The organism is Streptomyces sp. NPDC017890 (assembly GCF_044328675.1).
Lineage (GTDB): Bacteria > Actinomycetota > Actinomycetes > Streptomycetales > Streptomycetaceae > Streptomyces.
Map to the genome: position 1 here is coordinate 98,867 of NZ_JBIRHU010000016.1, position 18,138 is coordinate 117,004.

Sequence of the window (18,138 nt, forward strand, 5' to 3'; positions counted from 1 at the left end):
CGCGTTGTGACGGGCTCGGTGGCGATGCCGAAGAGCGGCTTCCCCGCCCTGGCGGGGATCGGCGGCCTCCTGTTGCGAAGGTCGCTGCGTGGCTAGGCTCTGCTTCTCCGATCGGCGTCTGACGCTGGCCGGCGGTGGCTAGGACGCGTGCGAGCGTACGAGGCGGGCGAGTTGCCGGCCCGCCACTTGTAGCGGTTCCTCGCTGCGGTTGACCTGGGCGGTGACTTCGGCTCCTTCCAGGGCGGAGATGACGGTGGTCGCCAGTTCCCGGGCGCTCTGGGAGGGGAAGCCGCAGCGCAGCAGCTTGTCGCGGACCAACTGCTCCCAGCTGCGCAGTGCGTCGGCGCAGGCCTGCTGGATCTCCGAGTCGGTGCCGAGCGTCTCCAGGGCTGCCGCCGTGACGGGGCAGCCGTCGATCCAGCCCGACTCGCGCAGTTCATCGGCGAGTTGCCGGGCGCAGGCCGTCACGGCCTCTGCCGGGTCGTCGTCGCTGTCCAGGGCCTTCCGCAGGAGCGTCGCGAATTCCTCGGTGCTGTGCTTGATCGCGGCGACGGCGACGGCCTCCTTGCCGCCCGGGAAGAAGTGGTAGACGGAGCCGAGGGTGGCTTGCGCCTCCTGGGCGATCTGTTTGATTCCCGTGCCGACGTAGCCCTGCCGCTGTAGGAGGCGTGATGCGGCGACGACGATCCGGTCCCGTGTGCTGGTCTGCATGCGGCCACAGTAGCGGCCCATTGGGTAGAGCGTTCGTTCTAGAGCTGTGGTACGTTCTCACCACGCTCTAAATAGAGCGCTCGTTTTAGTGAGGGTGGGGATCTCGTCATGAGCAGCATCAAGCAGTCGGTCACCGTCATCGGCCTCGGCCCCATGGGGCAGGCCATGGCCGGCGCCTTCCTCGACCGCGGATACGACGTCACCGTCTGGAACCGCACCGCGTCGCGCGCGGACGCCCTGGTCGCCCGTGGGGCGGTGCTCGCGCCGAACGTGAAGGAGGCCCTCGCCTCCAACGAGCTGGTGATCCTCAGCCTCACGGACTACGACGCCATGTACGCCACACTCGAGCCCGCCTCGGCCGCACTGACCGGCCGGACCCTGGTGAACCTCAGCTCGGACACACCGGAAAAGGCCCGTGCCGCGGCCCGTTGGGCAGCAGAGCGGGGCGCTGTCCAGCTGACCGGCGGCGTCACCGTGCCCCCCTCCGGGATCGGGCAGGCCGAATCGTCGACCTTCTACAGCGGCCCGCGTCAGGTCTTCGACCAGCACCGGCCTGCCCTCGAGGTCATCACGGGGCGGACCGACCACCGGGGAGAGGACCCCGGGCTCGCCGCGCTCATGTACCAGATCGGCATGGTCATGTTCTGGACCTCCATGCTGAGCTACTGGCAGGCCGTCACCCTCGCCGACGCCAACGGCCTGAGAGCGGCGGATATCCTGCCGCACGCCGTGGAGACCGCGAACTCGCTGCCGGGATTCTTCTCCTTCTACGCCGAGCGCATCGACGCCGGCCGGCACGTCGGCGACGTGGACCGCCTCGCCATGGGGGCGGCCAGCGTCGACCATGTCCTGCACACCATTGCGGACGCGGGAGTCGACACCACGCTTCCGGCCGCGGTCGCCGAGCTCTTCCGGCGCGGTATGGACGCCGGCCACGCCGCAGACAGCTTCTCCACCCTGGTGGAGCTGATGAAGAAGACCGAGGCGTGACTGCGCCTGCCCGACGGGTGAGGCACCGCGCGGGACATGATCAACGGAGGTGGTCCGACCGGCGAAGAGCGGGCCATGTTGTTGCCGGCCGCGACGCTCGTGCGTCTGGCGGGTCTTCGGCGCCCTCGATCAGGGGGCGTCCGCACGGGTCACCGGAGTACCTCGGCGCTTCGGCCGGCCGCGACCACGGCGCGGAAGGGGAACGCGATGAGCAGGGCGATCGCCACCAGGAGCCCGCTTGCCCACAGGGGCCCGAGGTGTCCGGCCGTGGTGCTGAGGGTGGTTGCCGCGAGGAGGGGACCGGCGGCGGCGCCGACGTTGAGTGCCGCGGTCGCGTACGAGCCGGCCATGGTGGGGGCTTCTGCGGCCTCATGGAGCACCCGGGCGATCAGGGTACTGCCCAGCGCGAACGACAGGGCGCCCTGTACGAACACGAGGGCGAACAGGGTGACGGGCTCGTCGGCCAGCACCGCCAGGGTCGGCCAGCCGATGAGCAGGAGCGGGCCGCCGACCGCGATGACCGGGCCGGGGCGTCTGTCGGACAGCCGTCCGGCGACGGTGACGCCGGCGAAGGAGCCGGCGCCGAAAAGCACCAGAACGACGGAGATCCACAACCCGCCCAGCCCGGCGGTGTCGGTCACGACGGGGGCGAGGAAGGTGAAGCTGCCGAACGTCGCCGCGTTCACCAGCGCGCCGAGCAGCATCACCAGAAGCAGCGGCGGCCTTGTCAGCTGGGCGAGCTCCGCCTGCAGAGCCGGTCCGCCGGACGTCTCCTCCTGTACACGTCCCGCCGGGATCGCCTTCAGGATGCCGAGTGCGGCAGGCAGGCAGAGAGCGGCGACGGCCCAGAACGCGGCCCGCCAGCCGAGCACCGTGCCGAGTACCGACCCACCGGGGACACCGGCGATCGTGGCCATCGTCGTACCTGACAGCAGCACGGCCAGCGCACGTCCCTTCCTGTCGGGCGCGACCAGCGTGACGGCAGCCGTCAGAGCGACGGCGAGGAACCCCGCGTTCGAGAGGGCGGCGACGATCCGGGTGGCGAACAGGACCGGGTAGCTGGTGGTGAGGGCGCCCACGGCGTGGGCTGCCGCGAAAGCGAGGGTGAATCCGAGAAGGCTGGAGCGCCTGGGCCAGTTGCGGGCGAGCGCGGCCACCAGGGGGGCGCCTACGGCCATGCCGACCGCGAAGGCCGAGGTGAGCGTGCCCGCTGTTCCGACGGTGACGTCGAGATCCGAGGCGATGTCCGGCAGGAGGCCGGCGAGCATGAACTCCGAGGTGCCCATGGCGAAGAGCGCCACGGCAAGCAGATACAGCGGGAGAGGCATCGAGTGGCTCCGAGGTGAGGAGAAGCGCGAGAAGGTCATCTCGTCACCGCGGCCAGCCCCAGGGGCACACTCGCCCGGCCGCGGAACGCGGCGCGACGAGGGGGCTACGAACTCAGTGGTTCAGGGGGCTGACGGCGTGACCGAAAGCCCCCACCTCGTCTGACTCAGGACTCGACATGGCCCGTACGGTACCCGACCGGCACCCGCCGGGGCAGCTCGGTTCCCTCGGCGTCGGCCCGGGGCACCGTCTGCACCTCCGGCCCCGTCCAGGGCGGTGACCGTGGGGGTTCGCCGTAGCAGCGTGTGCCGGTACGGGATGAACGACCGCCGCAGCCCCTTGCGTGTTCCGTGGTCCACTCCATAAGTTACCGGTAGGTAGCAACCTCGGTGGCAGTTCGGTGGGCCGCCTTCCCGCGAGGGGAGTCGGTGGGCGGGCGCGGCAGCGGGCGGAGGACGCGGTGGAGGCCGTCGAGACCGACGACGACGCGCCGCAGCCGGCCGGCCGGCCGGCCAACCCGCTCCGCCGCCGCTTCCACGCCCCACGTCAGCTCGTCCGAAGGAGTCACCATGCCCTCGCTCGACCGTCAGGACAACGTCTTCGTCCTTGACCTCGGGGACGGAGAGAACCGTTTCCACCCCGACTGGATCACCGCAGTCGGTGCCGCGCTGGACGAGGTGGAGAAGGCGGAAGGGCCCCGTGCCCTGGTCACCGCCGCCACGGGGAAGTTCTACTCCAACGGGCTCGACCTGGAGTGGCTGTTCGCCCACGCCGACCAGCACCAGGACTACGTCGTCTCCGTCCATGAGCTGTTCGCGCGGATGCTGTCGATGCCGGTCGTCACCGTGGCCGCGCTGCAGGGGCACACCTTCGCCGCCGGCGCGATGTTCTCCCTCGCCCACGACTTCCGCGTCATGCGCGCCGACCGGGGCTACTGGTGCCTGCCCGAAGCGGACATCAACATCCCCTTCACCCCCGGCATGGCCGCGCTCATCCAGTCCCGCCTGGCGCCGCGGACCGCGCACGAGGCCATGCTCACCGCCCGCCGCTACGGCGGCGCCGACGCCGCGGCCGCCGGCCTCGTCGACCGGGCCGTCGGCGAGGACGCCGTGCGCTCCACCGCGATCGAGATCGCGCAGGCGCAGGTGAACAAGGCCGGCGACACCCTGGGCACCATCAAGGCCCGCATGTACGCCCCGGCGCTGGCCACCCTGCGCGACACCGCCGACCCGCTCGGCTGAGCCGGCACCTCACCGACCTGACCGACCTCACCTCCCGCCCTCTCGGGTCTTCTCCCCGCGGGAGGGCGGGCCACGGAAGCAGCCCCCACCGTCCCCAGTCATGCCGACGGTCACCGGTCACGTCGAAGCCGGCGCCGACGACGACGCGATCGACGTGATCGTGCCGGGGCCCACCCGGCAGCATCCGCCCACCAGCCGGGCCCCGGACGCCCGCCAGCCCCGTACTCGCGCGACGGTGAACGAGGAACGCCCCCGCCACGACCTCGTCTCCGCGTCCCACGCCTCCCCGCTGTTGGGGTAGGCGACGACCGGCTTGCCGGTGACCCGGGCGGCGGTCTCGACCGCGCCCGCCACGTCCTCGGGGGCGCAGCAGTTCACACCCACCGCGATGACGTCCTCAGCGTCCGCCGCCAGGGCGAAGGCGTCCTCCAGCGGCTGACCGGCGCGGGTGCGGTCGCCCACGACCGTGTACGACAGCCAGGCGGGCACGCCGAGTCCGCGCACCGCCCGCAGGAGCGCCGCCGCCTCCTCGGTGTCGGGGACCGTCTCCAGCGCGAGGACGTCGGGCCGGGCGGCGGCCAGGACCTCCAGGCGGGGCCGGTGGAAGCGCTCCAGTTCCCCGGCGGAGAGCCCGTACCGGCCGCGGTACTCGGAGCCGTCCGCGAGCATCGCGCCGTACGGGCCGGCCGATGCCGCCACCCACAGGGGGCGGGCCGTCCGGGCCCGGCGGGCGGCGTCCCGGGCCAGCTCCACGCTGAGGGCGAGCAGTCCGGAGGCGCGCTGCCGGCCGATGCCGCGCCGGGCGAAGCCCTCGAACGTCGCCTGGTAGCTGGAGGTGATCGCCACGTCCGCGCCCGCCTCGAAGTAGGCGAGGTGTGCGTCGGTGATGGCTTCGGGTTGCTCCACGAGCAGCCGGGCCGACCACAGTCCGTCGCTCAGATCGTGTCCGGCCGACTCCAGTTGGTTGGACATCCCGCCGTCGAGCACGAGTGGGCGGCCGCAGGCGAGGGCGTCGGCGAAGTCGCTGGTCATGGCTCGACAGTAGTCACTCCACCGGGTGAGGCCGGAGGTCTTGTCCCCCGTGCGAGCTACGGCGAGGTGTCCACCGGGAGGTGACGATCTTCGGCTGCCGGATCCGTAGCGTCAGGTGCAGTCCGCGGCGCTCCGGCCGCGGCCCGGTCACGGAGTCAAGGAGTTTCCTCGTGAGGTTTGTCTGGCAGTTCCTCGCCGTCATGGCGATCTACGCCATCACCGGCGGAGTCATCACCGCGGTGAAGGACAACGACTGGCTCACTCTCGTCGTCGGTCTCACGTCGGCCGCTCTCACGGTGCTCGTCTACAGGTGGGTGGTGCGGCGCACCGAGCACCGGGAGGTCCTGGAGGTGGCCCGGGAAGGCGCCGTGGCCAAGACCGGGTGGGGGGCGCTGATCGGTGTCGGTATGTTCGGGGCCGTCATCGCGAACCTCTTCGTCGCCGGGCACTACGAGGTCGACGGCCTGGGCTCGGTGACGGGCGCGCTGGGGCTGCTCGGCTTCATGGCCGGCGTGGCCGTGGCGGAGGAAGTGGTGTACCGCGGTGTCCTGTTCAGGATCATCGAGGAGCGCACCGGCACGTACATCGCGTTGACGCTGACCGGCGTCGTGTTCGGTCTCTCGCACCTGCTCAACGAGAACGCGAGCCTGTGGGGCGCCATCGCCATCGCCATCGAGGCGGGCTTCATGCTCGCGGCCGCGTACGCCGCGACCCGCAACCTGTGGGTCCCGATCGGCGTGCACTTCGGCTGGAACTTCGCCGCGGGCGGCATCTTCAGCACCGAGGTGTCGGGCAGCGACACCAGCCAGGGCCTGCTGGACACCGCGATGTCGGGGCCGAAGCTGCTCACCGGCGGCGATTTCGGTCCGGAGGGCAGCGTGTACGCGGTGGGCTTCGGGGCGCTGCTGACGATCGTGTTCCTGTGGCTGGCCCACCGGCGCGGCAACATCGTGCCCCGCTCCCGGCGCGCCGAGCGTGTCAACTCCACCGCTACACTTTCCCGGTGATCGATCGTCGGCGGGCTCTGGAGCGGTGGCACCGGCTCGACGTCACGGTCCGGGATCTACCGCTCGGGGTGCTGCTCCTGCTCGTGTCGCTCATCCCCGGGTTCCGCGGGAACGGCACGGAGGTCGGCGGTCTGCCGACCCAGCCCATCGACGCGCTGGGCTGGGTGGCGGTCGTCCTCCAGTGCCTTCCGCTCGCCCTCCGCCGACGGTGGCCGGTGCTCTGCCTCGCCCTGGTCGCCGCCGGCTTCGCTGTCGACCAGCTGAACGGCTACCACCTGATCGCGGGTACCGCGCTGCCCCTCGCGCTGCTGAGCGCGGGCTCCTATCTGGTGCGGTACCGGCACGTCACCCTGCTCGTCCTGACCGCCGCGTACGTGCCGCTGGCGGTCGGGCTCCACCGGCGCGGTCCGGGCGAACCGCCGAGCGAGTTCGTGACGTTCTACCTGGCGCTCGCGCTGGCGTGGGGTGTCGGCGTGTGGATGCGCTCCGCCCGGGCCGCGGAGGCCGAACGCCGGGGCCGCGTCGCCGCCGACGCCCGCGCCGCCGAACGCACCCGCATCGCACGCGAGTTGCACGACGTCGTGACCCACCACGTGACGGCGATGGTCGTCCAGGCGGAGGCGGCACGGTATCTGACCGCCGCGCCCGAACGCCTCGACCAGAGCCTGGCCGCCGTCAGTGACACCGGCCGACGGGCCATCACCGACCTGCGGCACCTGCTCGACCTGCTCAACCCCGATCACGGCACCGGCCACGGCACCGACCAGGGCACCGAGGACAGGACGCCGCCCGTCGGCAGGCTGCTCACGCTGGTCGAGCAGACACGACGGGCCGGGCAGCCGGTGGAGTTCACCGAGGAGGGCACGCCGCCGACCTCGACCGGCAGCGCCGACCTCGTGGCCTACCGCGTCGTGCAGGAGGCCCTGACGAACGCCCTCAAGTACGACCACGGCAGTCGTACCTCGGTCCTGGTGCACCATGGCGAAAGGGAGATCACCGTGGAGGTCGGCACGGACGGGTCCGGTTCGCGGGCCGCGTCGCCCGGCGGAAGCGGGCGGGGCCTGGCAGGCCTGCGTGAACGGGTCGACGTCCTGGGCGGCGACTTCAGCGCGGACCGCCGGGCGGGCGGCGGCTTCGTCGTCCGTGCCCGCATCCCCGCAGGGAGCCCCTCATGAGCGCGCCGGTCCGGGTCCTGGTCTGCGACGACCAGGTACTGATCCGCACCGGACTGGCGACGATCATCGACGCCCAGCCCGACCTGGAGGTGGCGGCCGAGTGCGGGGACGGACAGGCCGCGGTCGACCTGGCCCGCGAACTGCGCCCGGACGTCGTGGTGATGGACGTACGCATGCCGGTTCTCGACGGCATCGAGGCCACCCGCCTGCTGGCCGGCGCCGGGGTGACGCATCCCGTCAAGGTGCTCGTGGTGACGACGTTCAACCTGGACGAGTACGTCTACGAGGCGCTGCGCGCCGGCGCGAGCGGGTTCCTGCTCAAGGACGCGCCGCCGGACCGGCTGCTGCACGGCATCCGGACCGTGGCCATGGGCGCGGCACTGCTGGACCCCGACGTGACGCGCCGGCTCGTGGGCCGTTACGCCGCCCGCATCCGGCCCGCCGAGCGCTCCCCGCAGGACACCCCGCTGACCCCCCGGGAGACGGAGGTCCTCCGCCTCATCGCGGACGGCCTGTCCAACAGCGAGATCGCCGCGGCCCTCGTGATCAGCCCCGAGACCGTCAAGACCTTCGTGTCCCGCATCCTCACCAAACTCGGTCTGCGCGACCGCGTCCAGGCAGTCGTCTACGCCTACCGCCACGGCCTGGTGACCTGACGCCGCTCGGTTACCGGCGTCCGACCCGTTGACCTCTCCATGCCACACCCTTACCTTTTCGACGTTCGTAATCACAGATGGCGTTCGATATGACGAACCAGTCGTGTCGTGTGCCCTGTCGAGAGGCAGCCCGCATGAGCCGTGCCGACGATCAGCCCGTTCAGCCCGCCCAGCCTGCCCGCCCCGCGGCCCCCGGCCGACGCCTGCTGTTGAAGGGGGCCGCGGTCGCGGGAGCCCTGGCGGCCGTTCCCGCCACGGCGTCCGCGGTGTCCGCCGAGTCCGCCGCGCCGAGGAAGGCGGCCCCCTACGTGAACCCGCTCGTCCGCAACCGTGCCGACCCGCACATCCGCCGGCACACCGACGGCTTCTACTACTTCACGGCGACCGCCCCCGAGTACGACCGCATCATCCTGCGCCGCTCCCGCACCCTGGGCGGTCTCGCGACCGCCCGCGAGTCCGTGATCTGGCGCAAGCACGCCACCGGCGACATGGGCGCGCACATCTGGGCGCCGGAGATGCACCGCGTCGGCGGCAAGTGGTACATCTACTTCGCCGCCGCGCCCGCCGAGCGCGTCTGGGACATCCGCATCTGGGTCCTGGAGAACTCCCACCCCGACCCCTTCCGGGGCACCTGGGTGGAGCGCGGCCAGGTGAAGACGGCGTGGGAGACCTTCTCCCTGGACGCCACGACCTTCACCCACCGCGGCACCCGTTACCTCGCCTGGGCCCAGTACGAGCCCGGCATGGACAACAACACCGCCCTGTGGCTTTCGGAGATGGAGAACCCCTGGACGCTGAGGGGCCCTCAGGTCCGGCTCTCCACGCCCGAGTACGACTGGGAGTGCGTCGGCTTCAAGGTCAACGAGGGCGCGTCGGTCATCGCCCGCAACGGCCGCCTGTTCATGACCTACTCGGCCAGCGCCACCGACGCCAACTACTGCATGGGGTTGCTGACCGCCGACGAGGACGCCGACCTGATGGACCCCGCGAACTGGTCGAAGTCGCCGACGCCCGTCTTCACCAGCAACGACACCACCGGCCAGTACGGCCCCGGCCACAACTGCTTCACCGTCGACCGGGACGGCCGCACCGACGTCCTCGTCTACCACGCCCGCCAGTACAAGGAGATCGACGGCGACCCGCTCCACGACCCCAACCGGCACACCCGCATCCAGAAGCTGGGCTGGAAGGCCGACGGCACACCGGACTTCGGCGTCCCGGTCGCCGACGCGGTGCGGGGGCGGGCGTGAGACGTCCGGCCGCCGCCGCACTGGTGGCCGTCACGCTGGCCGCCGGAGCCCTGACGGCCGTACCCGCCCAGGCCCGCACTCAGGCACAGGACGGTCAGGGCAGTCCTTACGGCATGGCCGACTGCACCGCCACCGCCTGCCACTTCGACGTCCCGCCGGGCACCTACGACGTGAAGGTGCTGCTCGGTGGCGAGGGCGCCGCCAGTACCGCCATCGGCGGTGAGACGAGGCGGTCGCTGCTCGCGGAGACGGCCACCGCGGCCGGTGAGCGGGTCGCCCGCGGTTTCACCGTGGACGTGCGCACGCCCGAGGGCGAGCCCACCGGACCCCACGGCAGGCCGGGTCTGGACCTGGTGATCGGCGGGTCGGCGCCCGCCCTCGCCGGTATCAGGGTGACACCGGCCCGGCACGCGCGGCAGATCCTCCTCGTCGGGGACTCCACGGTCTGCGACCAGCCGGGGGAGCCGTACTCCGGCTGGGGCCAGCAGCTGCCGCGGTACCTCCGCAAGGGCCTGTCCGTCGCCAACCACGCCGACTCCGGTGAGAGCACGGTCAGTTACCTGGCCGACCAGCGGCTGTGGGACACCGTCCGGACGCGGATCCGCCCCGGGGACCTGGTGCTCGTCCAGCTCGCGCACAACGACAAGACGACCGACGGGGCGACCTACCGCGCCAACCTGGAGACACTGGTGGCGGGCGTCCGGGAGCGCGGCGGCCGTCCCGTCCTCGTGACGCCGGTCGTGCGCCGCTGGTTCAACACCGACGGCACCCTGAACAACGGCACCGCCCTCCTCGTCAACGGACTCGGCGTCGACCACCCGGCCGTCGTCCGCTCGGTCGCCGCCGCCGAGGACGTGCCGCTGATCGACCTGACCGCCAGGACGAAGGCGCTCGTGGAGTCCCTGGGCGTGGAGGGCTCCAAGGCCCTCTACCTCTACGACGAGAAGCGGGACAACACCCACACCTCCGCGTACGGCGCCACCGTCTACGCGGGCCTGGTACGGGACGAACTAGTCGCCCGGCACCTGGTACCGCGCGGCGCGGTACGGGCGGGTCTCAGCCCTGCAGACGGCTCCGCATCCGCGACAGACGCCGGTCGAAACGGAGGTTGAACCAGGTCAGCCACCCCATTCCCGCGACCGCGAGGGCAAGGGTCAGGCTCCCCGCGGTGACCGAGCCGGAGACGAACCACAGGGCCGACGTACCGAAGAGGACGAGGGCCAGGAGCGGGAACGCCCACCAGCGGTTGCGCCGCAGCTTTCGCTGACGGGAGTCGACCAGCGCCGCCATGGACCGCCGGCGTCGCGGATCCTCGGGGGGCGGCCCGCCCTTGAGGATCCGCCGTTCCATGGCGGGCACGTCGTCCGGCTCCGCACCGGCGTCCCGCGCGTCGTGCCGACGGCGACGACGCACCAGGAACACGACCCAGACACTCATCAGGGCGGCCCCGACGAGGGCCGACGGCCACGAGTCGGCCCCGTTGGCGATCAGACGGACCACCAGGCCCGCGGCCAGGGCGATCAGGCCGATGACCGACAGCCTGTCCTGCCATCGCCGTTCGGAGAAGTCGTCGCGCCGCGCTCGTCCCTTCACGTCCCGTCGCTTCATGTCCACCTCTCGGGAAGTCGGACCTCGTTGTGACGTCGGGTGACCGTCCGGGTACCCGCCCGGAGGTCGGGAACACTTCGGCCGTCACCGAAACAACCGGCCCGTAGCGTGCGGGACATGAACGACACGAACACCGCCACCCCCGTCACCCTCACGCCCGCCGCCGCGGTCACCGGCATGGTCGACCACGTCCTCGCCCTGGCCGCCGGCTGGACCCGCTGGGACGGGCGGCCCGCGCACGTCGACGGCCGCGTCTACACCCCGCACAAGGCGATCCGGCGGGTCGCCGACCACATGGTCGACCATCTCGCCGAGCTGGAGGCCCGGTTGGCCGGCGAGGAGACCCAGCCCGACCACTGGCACGCCTCCATGGTCACCACGGACGCCGACCGGGCCCCCTTCACCCAGGAGGACCTGGACGAGGCCCGCAGCCGCCTCACCCGGCTCGCCCGGATCTGGGTCAACCGCCTCGACGCCCTCACCGACGAGCAGCTCGACCACTCGCCCGGCGAGGGCTGGAGTTTCCGCGAACTCGCCGTGCACCTCACCGAGTCCGTGTACTACGCCGACGCCGTGGGTGATCTGTCGTGACCGCCTTCGCCGGCCTCCACCGTGCCGGCGAACCCCTGCTGCTGCCGTGCGCCTGGGACCACGCCTCCGCGCTCGCCCTCGCCGGGCAGGGTTTCCGGGCGATCGGCACGACCAGCCTGGGTGTCGCGGCTGCGGGCGGGCTGCCCGACGGGGCGTCGGCGACCCGCGACGAGACGCTGCGGCTGGCCCTCACCCTGGGCTCGGAGCCGTTCCTGCTGTCCGTCGACGCGGAGGACGGCTTCAGCGACGACCCCGACGAGGTGGGGGAGCTGGCGCGGCAGCTGGCGGCGGTCGGCGCCGCCGGCATCAACCTGGAGGACGCCCTGGGCCCCGCCGACCGGCACGCGGCCAAGATCGCCGCGGTCAGGTCGGCAGCCCCCGGCCTGTTCGTCAACGCACGCACGGACACGTACTGGTCGGGGGAGGGGGACGGTGAAGGCCGCCTCGCGGAGACGATGCGGCGTCTGGACGCCTATCGCGAGGCCGGGGCCCACGGCGTCTTCGTCCCGGGCCTCACCGACCCCGGCGGGATCGCGGCCCTGGCCGCGCACTTCGACGTTCCCCTCAACGTCCTCTACTCGCCCACCGGCCCCGCCCTTCCGCACCTCGCCGACCTCGGCGTGGGCCGCGTCAGCCTCGGCTCGCTGCTGTACCGGCGGGCACTGGGCGCGGCCCTGCGGGCGGCGGCCGACATCGGCGCGGGCCGGGTCCCGGACGGTGCGACGCCCACGTACGACGAGGTGCGGGCCCTGGCCGGCCGGCCCTAGGTCTCGTCGTGCCGCTCGCGCGGCCAGTGCTCCAGCGCCACGTGCAGGGCGTCGACCGCCTTCTCCCAGGAGGCCTGTACGGCCCGCGGGGCGCCGAAACCGCCGGTGGCCTCCAGGGCGCAGTAGCCGTGGAAGGTACTGCGCAGCAGGCGTACGGCGTCGGTGAGGTCGGGCTCGGTGAGACCGTAGGCGTGCAGCATGCCGTAGGTGATCTCGGCGGTGCGGCGCAGGGCGGGGGAGTCGGCGACCAGGGACTGGTCGACGCGGATCTGGGTCGCGGCGTAGCGGCCGGGGTGGCGCAGGGCGTACGAGCGGTAGGCGCCCGCGAAGGCGGCCAGCGCCTCCTTCCCGGCCCGGCCGGCCACCGCTGCCGCGATCTCGTCGATCAGCTCGCCGCCGGCCAGCAACGAGACCCGGACGCGCAGGTCCTGGAGGTTCCTGACGTGCGTGTAGAGGCTGGCGTCCTTCACCCCGAAGCGGCGGGCGAGCGCGGAGACGGTGACGTTCTCGAACCCGGTCTCGTCGGCGAGGTCGGCGGCGGCGGCGACGACGCGGTCGGTCGTAAGACCCGCTCGGGGCATGGGCCACCTTCCCGCTTCCTAGGGATCCTAGGTTTCATGCTAGGGCAGGCCGGGCGGCAGGCGGGGCTCATCTCCGAGTCGTTAAACGTTCATCTTCTGCCTCGATTCTCCTCACAGCCGCGCACGGCGGCGGTATCCAGGAGGACCTTCATGGGGCACGGACACGGGCACACGCACGGCCATCACCACCACGGACACGCACACACGCACGACCACGATCACGAGGCCGCGCATCCCCTGCCCGCCGCCTTCGACACCAGCGTCCCCGACGAGGCCCTGAGCCCCGAACAGCAGTCGCGCCGCGGCCTGCTGCGCCGCGCCGGCCTGCTCGGCGCCGGGCTGGCCGCCGGCACCGTCCTCGCCCAGACCGCGACCGCCGCTCCCGCCGAGGCCGCGGGCAACGGCCGCCGCGGGAAGGGCTTCCTCTGGCTCGCCGGCGACCACCACATCCACACCCAGTACAGCAGCGACGGCAAGTACCGCGTCGTCGACCAGGTCCGTCAGGGCGCCCGGCACGGCATGGACTGGATGGTCATCACCGACCACGGCAGCGTCACCCACGCCAAGATCGGCGTGGAGAAGGTCAACCCGGACATCCGCGAGGCCCGCGACGCCCACGAGGACACCCTCGTCTTCCAGGGCCTGGAGTGGAACATCCCGGCCGCCGAGCACGGCACGGTCTTCGTCCACCCCGGCAAGAACGAGGTCTCCGTCCTCAAGCAGTTCGAGACCGACTACGACGGCGGCGTCAAGGGCGCCACCGCCTCCACGCCCGCCAACGAGGCCCTCGCCGTCGCCGGCCTCTCCTTCCTCGCCGACCAGGTCAAGCGGCGCAAGGTCAAGGACGCCCTGATGCTCGCCAACCACCCGGCGCGCAAGGGTATCGACTCCCCGCACGAGATCCGCGCCTGGCGCGACGCCACCTCCCGCGGCCACCAGATCGCCGTCGGCTTCGAGGGCGCCCCCGGCCACCAGGCTGCGGGCCTGCCCGAACCGCTCGGCATGGGCCGCGCCCGCGGCATCTACGACGGCAGCCCGGGCGCCAACTCCTTCCCCGGCTACCCGCTGGAGAGCTACCGCACCTGGGGCGGCTTCGACTGGATGACCGCCACCGTCGGCGGTCTGTGGGACAGCCTCCTCGCCGAGGGCCGCCCCTGGTGGATCACCGCCAACTCCGACTCCCACCAGGTCTACGCCGACACCGCCGCCCGCGGCGGCGGCGACTTCAACGCCAACGGCCGCTACGACGACCCCGTCTACGCCGGCCAGATCGACGTCACCCAGGGCGACTTCTGGCCCGGCCAGTACAGCCGCACCCACGTCGGCGCCGACGGCTTCGACTACGCCGCCGTCATGGACGGCATCCGCGCCGGCCGCATCTGGGTCGACCACGGTCAGCTCATCAGCGGCCTCGACGTCCGCGTCTCGGGCGGCGGCCGCTGGGCCACGCTCGGCGGCGCCCTGCACGTCCGCAAGGGAACCCGGGTCACCCTGTCCATGGACGTCGCCCTGGCCGGCGGCCCCAACTGGGCCGGATTCACCCCGAAGCTGGCCCGGGTCGACGTCATCCAGGGCGACGTGACCGGCACGGTCGCCGACAAGGACACCTTCACCGCGCCGACCGCCAGGGTCGTCAAGTCGTACGAGGTGAACAAGGACACCGGCACCGTCCGCCTCACCTACGACCTCGGCCGCGTCGACCACCCCGTCTACCTCCGCACACGGGGCACCGACGGCAACCGGTCCGCCGTCGGCGCCCTGGGCGCGAAGGTCGACCCGGCCGGGCCCGCCATCGACGTCGTCGGCGACGCCGACCCGTGGCGCGACCTGTGGTTCTACTCCAACCCGGTGTGGATCCTGCCCTCGTGACACAGCCCTCCGCGCCGTACACCATCGGCATCGACACCGACGCGACGACGCTGCGCGAGGCCGATCACCTGCTCCAGGCGCTCGCGGCCGAACTCGCCCTCCCCGAGAGCGTCTTCGGCTGCACGCACCTGGTGCGGGACGGCCGCCCGCGCGTCGCCCTGTCGCTGGCCGCCGGGGCGGAGCCGGTCCTGCGCACCGCCCGGGACCGGCTCACCGCCCAGGGGTACGAGGTCCGCGACGGCGCCCCGGACGAGGTCGGCCGCGCCGTCCTCTACCCGGGCGCGGGCGCCCTCACCGGCACGCTGACCCTCACCGAGCTGCTGGCGCGCTCCGCGATCGACCGGGTGACCGTACTGGGCACGCCGGAGGAACCGGCCCCGGACATGCGGTTGGTGACGCGGGAACACGTCCGCCCGCAGTGGCAGGACGGCCACCTCGTCCTGGCCGCCATGCCCGCGGCGGGCGGCACCCTGGTGCCGTTCGAGGACCCCGACCCGACGCCGTGCTGCGCGGACCACTGACACCTCCGTAAGGTGGTCGCCGACCGGACAGGGGAGCGGACGGGGGAGGCGGCCGGTATGCGGCGACGACAGCGGACGGCACCGGCCCGATGACCCACGAGGCACGGGACACCGGGCGCGCCGCGGACCGCTCCCACGAGGACGGCCGCCCCCTGTGGCGGCAACGGGACTTCGGCGTCTTCTGGGCCGCGCAGACCCTGTCCGTCCTCGGTGACTCCTTCGCCCTGATCGCGCTGCCGCTGCTCGTCCTGGAGGCCACGGGTTCCATCGCGCGGATGGGCCTGCTGACGGCCGTCGGCGGCGCGGCCGCGGTCCTGGCTGCCGTGTTCGCCGGGGCCGTGGTCGACCGGGTGGACCGCCGCAAGCTGCTCATCGGCTGCGATCTCGTGCGGATGGTCGTCTACGGGCTGGTGCCCGTCGTCTGGCTGTTCGGCCCGCAGATCTGGCTGCTCTACGTCGTGCTGCCGCTGTGCGAGGCCGTCGGCATGCTGTTCGCCGTCGGCTACGTCACCGTCGTGCGCAGCCTGGTCGGCACCGAACAGCTCACCGAGGCCAACGGACGCCTCAATGCCACCGCCGCCGCGGCCGGCGTGCTGGGACCGCTGTGCGCCGGAGTGGTCGCCGGCTGGTCGGGACCGGCGACCGCCATCGGCGTGGACGCGGCCAGCTTCGGCGTCTCGGCCGCCTGCGTCGTCTTCGTCCGCTTCCGGTCCCGCCCCGCCGACGACGCCCCGGCCACCGGGAAGCGGCCCGGCCTGTGGCAGGACCTGCGCACCGGCGTCGCCTTCCTGTACGGGCATCCGGTGCTGCGCTCGCTCACCGTGCTGCTGTGCGGGTTCAGTTTCTTCACCCTTGGCCTGAACGACCTGGTCATCTACCACCTCAAGCACGACCTGGGCCGCGACGACGGCACGGTCGGCACCGTCATGGCGGTCGGCGCGCTGGGCACCATCACCGGGGCGCTGCTGGTGGCACGCGCGCGGCGCGTGCTCGGCTTCGGCCGGACCTGGACCGGAGCGGTCGCGGTGTGCGGGCTGGCCTTCGCCGGTCTCGGCTGGGTGAGCGAGGTGCCCGCCGTCGCCCTGCTGAGCGCCGTCTTCCTCGCCTGCGTCGGCATGGCGGGCACCTGCTCGATGTCCCTGCGCCAGGAGGTGACCCCGGAGCCACTGCTCGGCCGGGTCACCTCCGCCTTCTGGACCCTTCAGTACTCGGTGGCGCCCATCGGCGCGGCAGTCCTCACCTGGGCGGCGGAGCGGCGCGGCACCACGCCGGTCGCTCTGGCGGCGGGCGCCTGCTGCGTCCTCATCGCGGCCGTCGCGCTGCTCACGCCGATTCGCCGGGCGGGCCGGACCTAGGGCCGTCCGACCGCGCCCGCAGTCCCGCCCGGTCCCGTCCAGTCCCGCCCGGTCCCGCCCCGGTCCCGTCCGGTCCCGCCCTGTGCCGTCCCGTGCCGACAGCCGGGGCCGTCAGCCGCCCAGCACCCCGCGGACGAACGCGTTGGTGAACTTCCCCGCCGGGTCCAGCGCCCCGGCCAGCGCCCGGAAGTCGTCGAGCCGCGGGTAGAGGGCGCGCAGCGCGCCCGCAGGTGTCGTGAACACCTTCCCCCAGTGCGGCCGGGCCGCGAAGGGGGCCAGCGCCTCCTCCAGCCGCCGCACCACCGGCAGCACCGCCGCCGTGTCCTCGACCCAGGTGAAGTGCGCGGCCACGGTGTCCCGGCCGTACGCCGGGCTCAGCCACTGCCCGTCGGCGGCGACCGTGCGCACCTCGCAGGTCTGGAGCACCGGCGCGATCGTCTCCCGTATCGCGTCCATCGCGCGCAGGGCGCCCAGGGCGTGCTCGCGCGGCATCAGGTACTCCGACTGGAGCTCGGCACCGCTGCTGGGCGTGAACTCGGCGCGGAAGTGCGGCAGCCGCTCGTGCCAGGGGCCCGGCACCCCGAACTGCTCGGTGCAGTTGACGGCGGGCATCCCCGGCACCGGATGCATCTTCTCGGCGGCCGGCGTGGCGTACGGGAACTCGGGCAGCGGCTGGTCGGTGCGCCGCTTCAGCCACACCTGCCGGAAGCCGGGAGCCCGCCAGTCCGTGAAGAGGCTCACGCTGTACGCGGCCGCCATCACCGTGTCGAAGGCCGCCGCGTCCAGCCCGGCGAGCGGCAGCTCGGTGAAGACGTGCTGTTCGACCTCGTAGGCCGGCTCCAGGTCGAGGGTGAGCGAGGTCACGACGCCCAGCGCGCCGAGCGAGGTCACCGCACCGCCGAACCGCTCGTCGTCCCGCCCGACGGTCACCGTCGAGCCGTCCGCCGTGACCAGCTCCACCTCGCGCACGGACGAGGAGAGCGGCCCGTTGCCGACCCCGGAACCGTGCGTGCCGGTCGCCACCGACCCGGCGACCGAGATGTGCGGCAGCGACGCCATGTTCGGCAGCGCCAGCCCCCGTCCGTGCACCAGCCGGGCCAGCTCCGCGTACCGGACGCCGCCGCCCACCCGTACCGTACGGGCCGCCGTGTCGACGTCCACCTCGGCCGGCAGCGCGGCCAGCGACAGCAGGACGCCCTCGGCACCGGGCTCCGCGATCTCGTTGAAGGAGTGTCCGCTGCCCAGCACCCGCACCCTCGCGCTGTCCGCCACCAGGGCCCGCAGCGCGTCCGGTGAGTGCGGCCGGAGCAGCTCCTTGGCCGTGTACGTGATGTTGCCGGCCCAATTGGTCACGGTGATGTCGCTCATACCGCGGAAACCTACCCGGCGCGTCTGGAGGGGCCCCGCGCGGGAAGCCGCACCGGCGGGGGCATACCGTGAGAAGTCGAACGCCTGAGC

At 72.6% G+C, this 18,138-nt stretch carries 18 protein-coding genes; 12 read left to right on the forward strand and 6 right to left on the reverse strand.

The window, feature by feature from the left end; translation table 11 throughout:
• Positions 1 to 138 precede the first annotated feature (138 nt).
• Positions 139 to 711 (reverse strand): TetR/AcrR family transcriptional regulator, encoded by a 573-nt coding sequence (locus ACH4F2_RS21820; protein WP_398134367.1) that lies wholly within the window; start codon positions 709 to 711, stop codon positions 139 to 141.
• A gap of 108 nt (positions 712 to 819) precedes the next feature.
• On the opposite strand from ACH4F2_RS21820, the gene ACH4F2_RS21825 reads away from it, so the two are divergent.
• On the forward strand, positions 820 to 1,701 hold the full coding sequence (locus tag ACH4F2_RS21825; protein WP_398134368.1) for an NAD(P)-dependent oxidoreductase: 882 nt from the start codon (positions 820 to 822) through the stop codon (positions 1,699 to 1,701).
• A 149-nt stretch (positions 1,702 to 1,850) separates the two neighbouring features.
• Here the strand turns inward: ACH4F2_RS21825 and ACH4F2_RS21830 are convergent, their stop codons facing one another.
• Entirely contained in the window at positions 1,851 to 3,029 is a 1,179-nt protein-coding gene (locus ACH4F2_RS21830) for a Cmx/CmrA family chloramphenicol efflux MFS transporter (protein ID WP_398134369.1), read from the reverse strand.
• Between the two features lie 567 nt (positions 3,030 to 3,596).
• Here ACH4F2_RS21830 and ACH4F2_RS21835 point away from each other — a divergent pair.
• Positions 3,597 to 4,268: an enoyl-CoA hydratase-related protein gene (locus ACH4F2_RS21835; protein ID WP_398134370.1), complete on the forward strand. Its 672-nt coding sequence runs from the start codon at positions 3,597 to 3,599 to the stop codon at positions 4,266 to 4,268.
• 117 nt (positions 4,269 to 4,385) lie between these two features.
• Here the strand turns inward: ACH4F2_RS21835 and mmuM are convergent, their stop codons facing one another.
• Positions 4,386 to 5,300, reverse strand: a complete 915-nt coding sequence (gene mmuM, locus ACH4F2_RS21840) for a homocysteine S-methyltransferase (RefSeq protein ID WP_398134371.1) — start codon at positions 5,298 to 5,300, stop codon at positions 4,386 to 4,388.
• A 170-nt stretch (positions 5,301 to 5,470) separates the two neighbouring features.
• On the opposite strand from mmuM, the gene ACH4F2_RS21845 reads away from it, so the two are divergent.
• The 5 genes from ACH4F2_RS21845 (at position 5,471) to ACH4F2_RS21865 (ending at position 10,500) form a co-directional block, all read left to right on the forward strand.
• On the forward strand, positions 5,471 to 6,307 hold the full coding sequence (locus ACH4F2_RS21845; RefSeq protein WP_398134372.1) for a lysostaphin resistance A-like protein: 837 nt from the start codon (positions 5,471 to 5,473) through the stop codon (positions 6,305 to 6,307).
• A complete protein-coding gene (locus ACH4F2_RS21850) occupies positions 6,304 to 7,482 on the forward strand; it encodes a sensor histidine kinase (protein ID WP_398134373.1) in 1,179 nt (392 codons plus the stop codon). Before ACH4F2_RS21845 ends, ACH4F2_RS21850 begins: the two co-directional genes overlap by 4 nt.
• Positions 7,479 to 8,138 carry a response regulator gene (locus ACH4F2_RS21855; protein ID WP_398134374.1) on the forward strand — a complete coding sequence of 220 codons (660 nt, stop codon included), beginning with the start codon at positions 7,479 to 7,481 and terminating at the stop codon, positions 8,136 to 8,138. The genes ACH4F2_RS21850 and ACH4F2_RS21855 overlap by 4 nt, the downstream gene beginning before the upstream one ends.
• A gap of 134 nt (positions 8,139 to 8,272) precedes the next feature.
• A complete protein-coding gene (locus ACH4F2_RS21860; RefSeq protein WP_398134375.1) occupies positions 8,273 to 9,388 on the forward strand; it encodes a family 43 glycosylhydrolase in 1,116 nt (371 codons plus the stop codon).
• Positions 9,385 to 10,500: a rhamnogalacturonan acetylesterase gene (locus tag ACH4F2_RS21865; RefSeq protein ID WP_398134376.1), complete on the forward strand. Its 1,116-nt coding sequence runs from the start codon at positions 9,385 to 9,387 to the stop codon at positions 10,498 to 10,500. The genes ACH4F2_RS21860 and ACH4F2_RS21865 overlap by 4 nt, the downstream gene beginning before the upstream one ends.
• Here the strand turns inward: ACH4F2_RS21865 and ACH4F2_RS21870 are convergent.
• Positions 10,445 to 10,996: a hypothetical protein gene (locus ACH4F2_RS21870; RefSeq protein ID WP_398134377.1), complete on the reverse strand. Its 552-nt coding sequence runs from the start codon at positions 10,994 to 10,996 to the stop codon at positions 10,445 to 10,447. The genes ACH4F2_RS21865 and ACH4F2_RS21870 overlap by 56 nt on opposite strands.
• Positions 10,997 to 11,113: 117 nt before the next feature.
• Between ACH4F2_RS21870 and ACH4F2_RS21875 the strand changes: the two genes are divergently transcribed.
• Positions 11,114 to 11,587, forward strand: a complete 474-nt coding sequence (locus ACH4F2_RS21875; RefSeq protein ID WP_398134378.1) for a hypothetical protein — start codon at positions 11,114 to 11,116, stop codon at positions 11,585 to 11,587.
• Positions 11,584 to 12,354: an isocitrate lyase/phosphoenolpyruvate mutase family protein gene (locus ACH4F2_RS21880; protein WP_398134379.1), complete on the forward strand. Its 771-nt coding sequence runs from the start codon at positions 11,584 to 11,586 to the stop codon at positions 12,352 to 12,354. The genes ACH4F2_RS21875 and ACH4F2_RS21880 overlap by 4 nt, the downstream gene beginning before the upstream one ends.
• Here ACH4F2_RS21880 and ACH4F2_RS21885 read toward each other — a convergent pair.
• Positions 12,351 to 12,935 (reverse strand): TetR-like C-terminal domain-containing protein, encoded by a 585-nt coding sequence (locus tag ACH4F2_RS21885; RefSeq protein WP_398134380.1) that lies wholly within the window; start codon positions 12,933 to 12,935, stop codon positions 12,351 to 12,353. The two genes, ACH4F2_RS21880 and ACH4F2_RS21885, sit on opposite strands and share 4 nt — an antisense overlap.
• Before the next feature lie 150 nt (positions 12,936 to 13,085).
• On the opposite strand from ACH4F2_RS21885, the gene ACH4F2_RS21890 reads away from it, so the two are divergent.
• The 3 genes from ACH4F2_RS21890 (at position 13,086) to ACH4F2_RS21900 (ending at position 16,680) form a co-directional block, all read left to right on the forward strand.
• The gene (locus tag ACH4F2_RS21890) at positions 13,086 to 14,804 is read left to right on the forward strand and encodes a PHP domain-containing protein (protein WP_398134381.1); all 1,719 of its coding nucleotides are present in this window, start codon (positions 13,086 to 13,088) and stop codon (positions 14,802 to 14,804) included.
• The gene (locus tag ACH4F2_RS21895; RefSeq protein ID WP_398134382.1) at positions 14,801 to 15,325 is read left to right on the forward strand and encodes a hypothetical protein; all 525 of its coding nucleotides are present in this window, start codon (positions 14,801 to 14,803) and stop codon (positions 15,323 to 15,325) included. The genes ACH4F2_RS21890 and ACH4F2_RS21895 overlap by 4 nt, the downstream gene beginning before the upstream one ends.
• An 89-nt stretch (positions 15,326 to 15,414) precedes the next feature.
• Positions 15,415 to 16,680 (forward strand): MFS transporter, encoded by a 1,266-nt coding sequence (locus ACH4F2_RS21900; protein WP_398134383.1) that lies wholly within the window; start codon positions 15,415 to 15,417, stop codon positions 16,678 to 16,680.
• A 111-nt stretch (positions 16,681 to 16,791) separates the two neighbouring features.
• Here ACH4F2_RS21900 and ACH4F2_RS21905 read toward each other — a convergent pair whose 3' ends face one another.
• Entirely contained in the window at positions 16,792 to 18,048 is a 1,257-nt protein-coding gene (locus ACH4F2_RS21905; RefSeq protein WP_398134384.1) for an FAD-binding protein, read from the reverse strand.
• Positions 18,049 to 18,138: the final 90 nt, after the last annotated feature.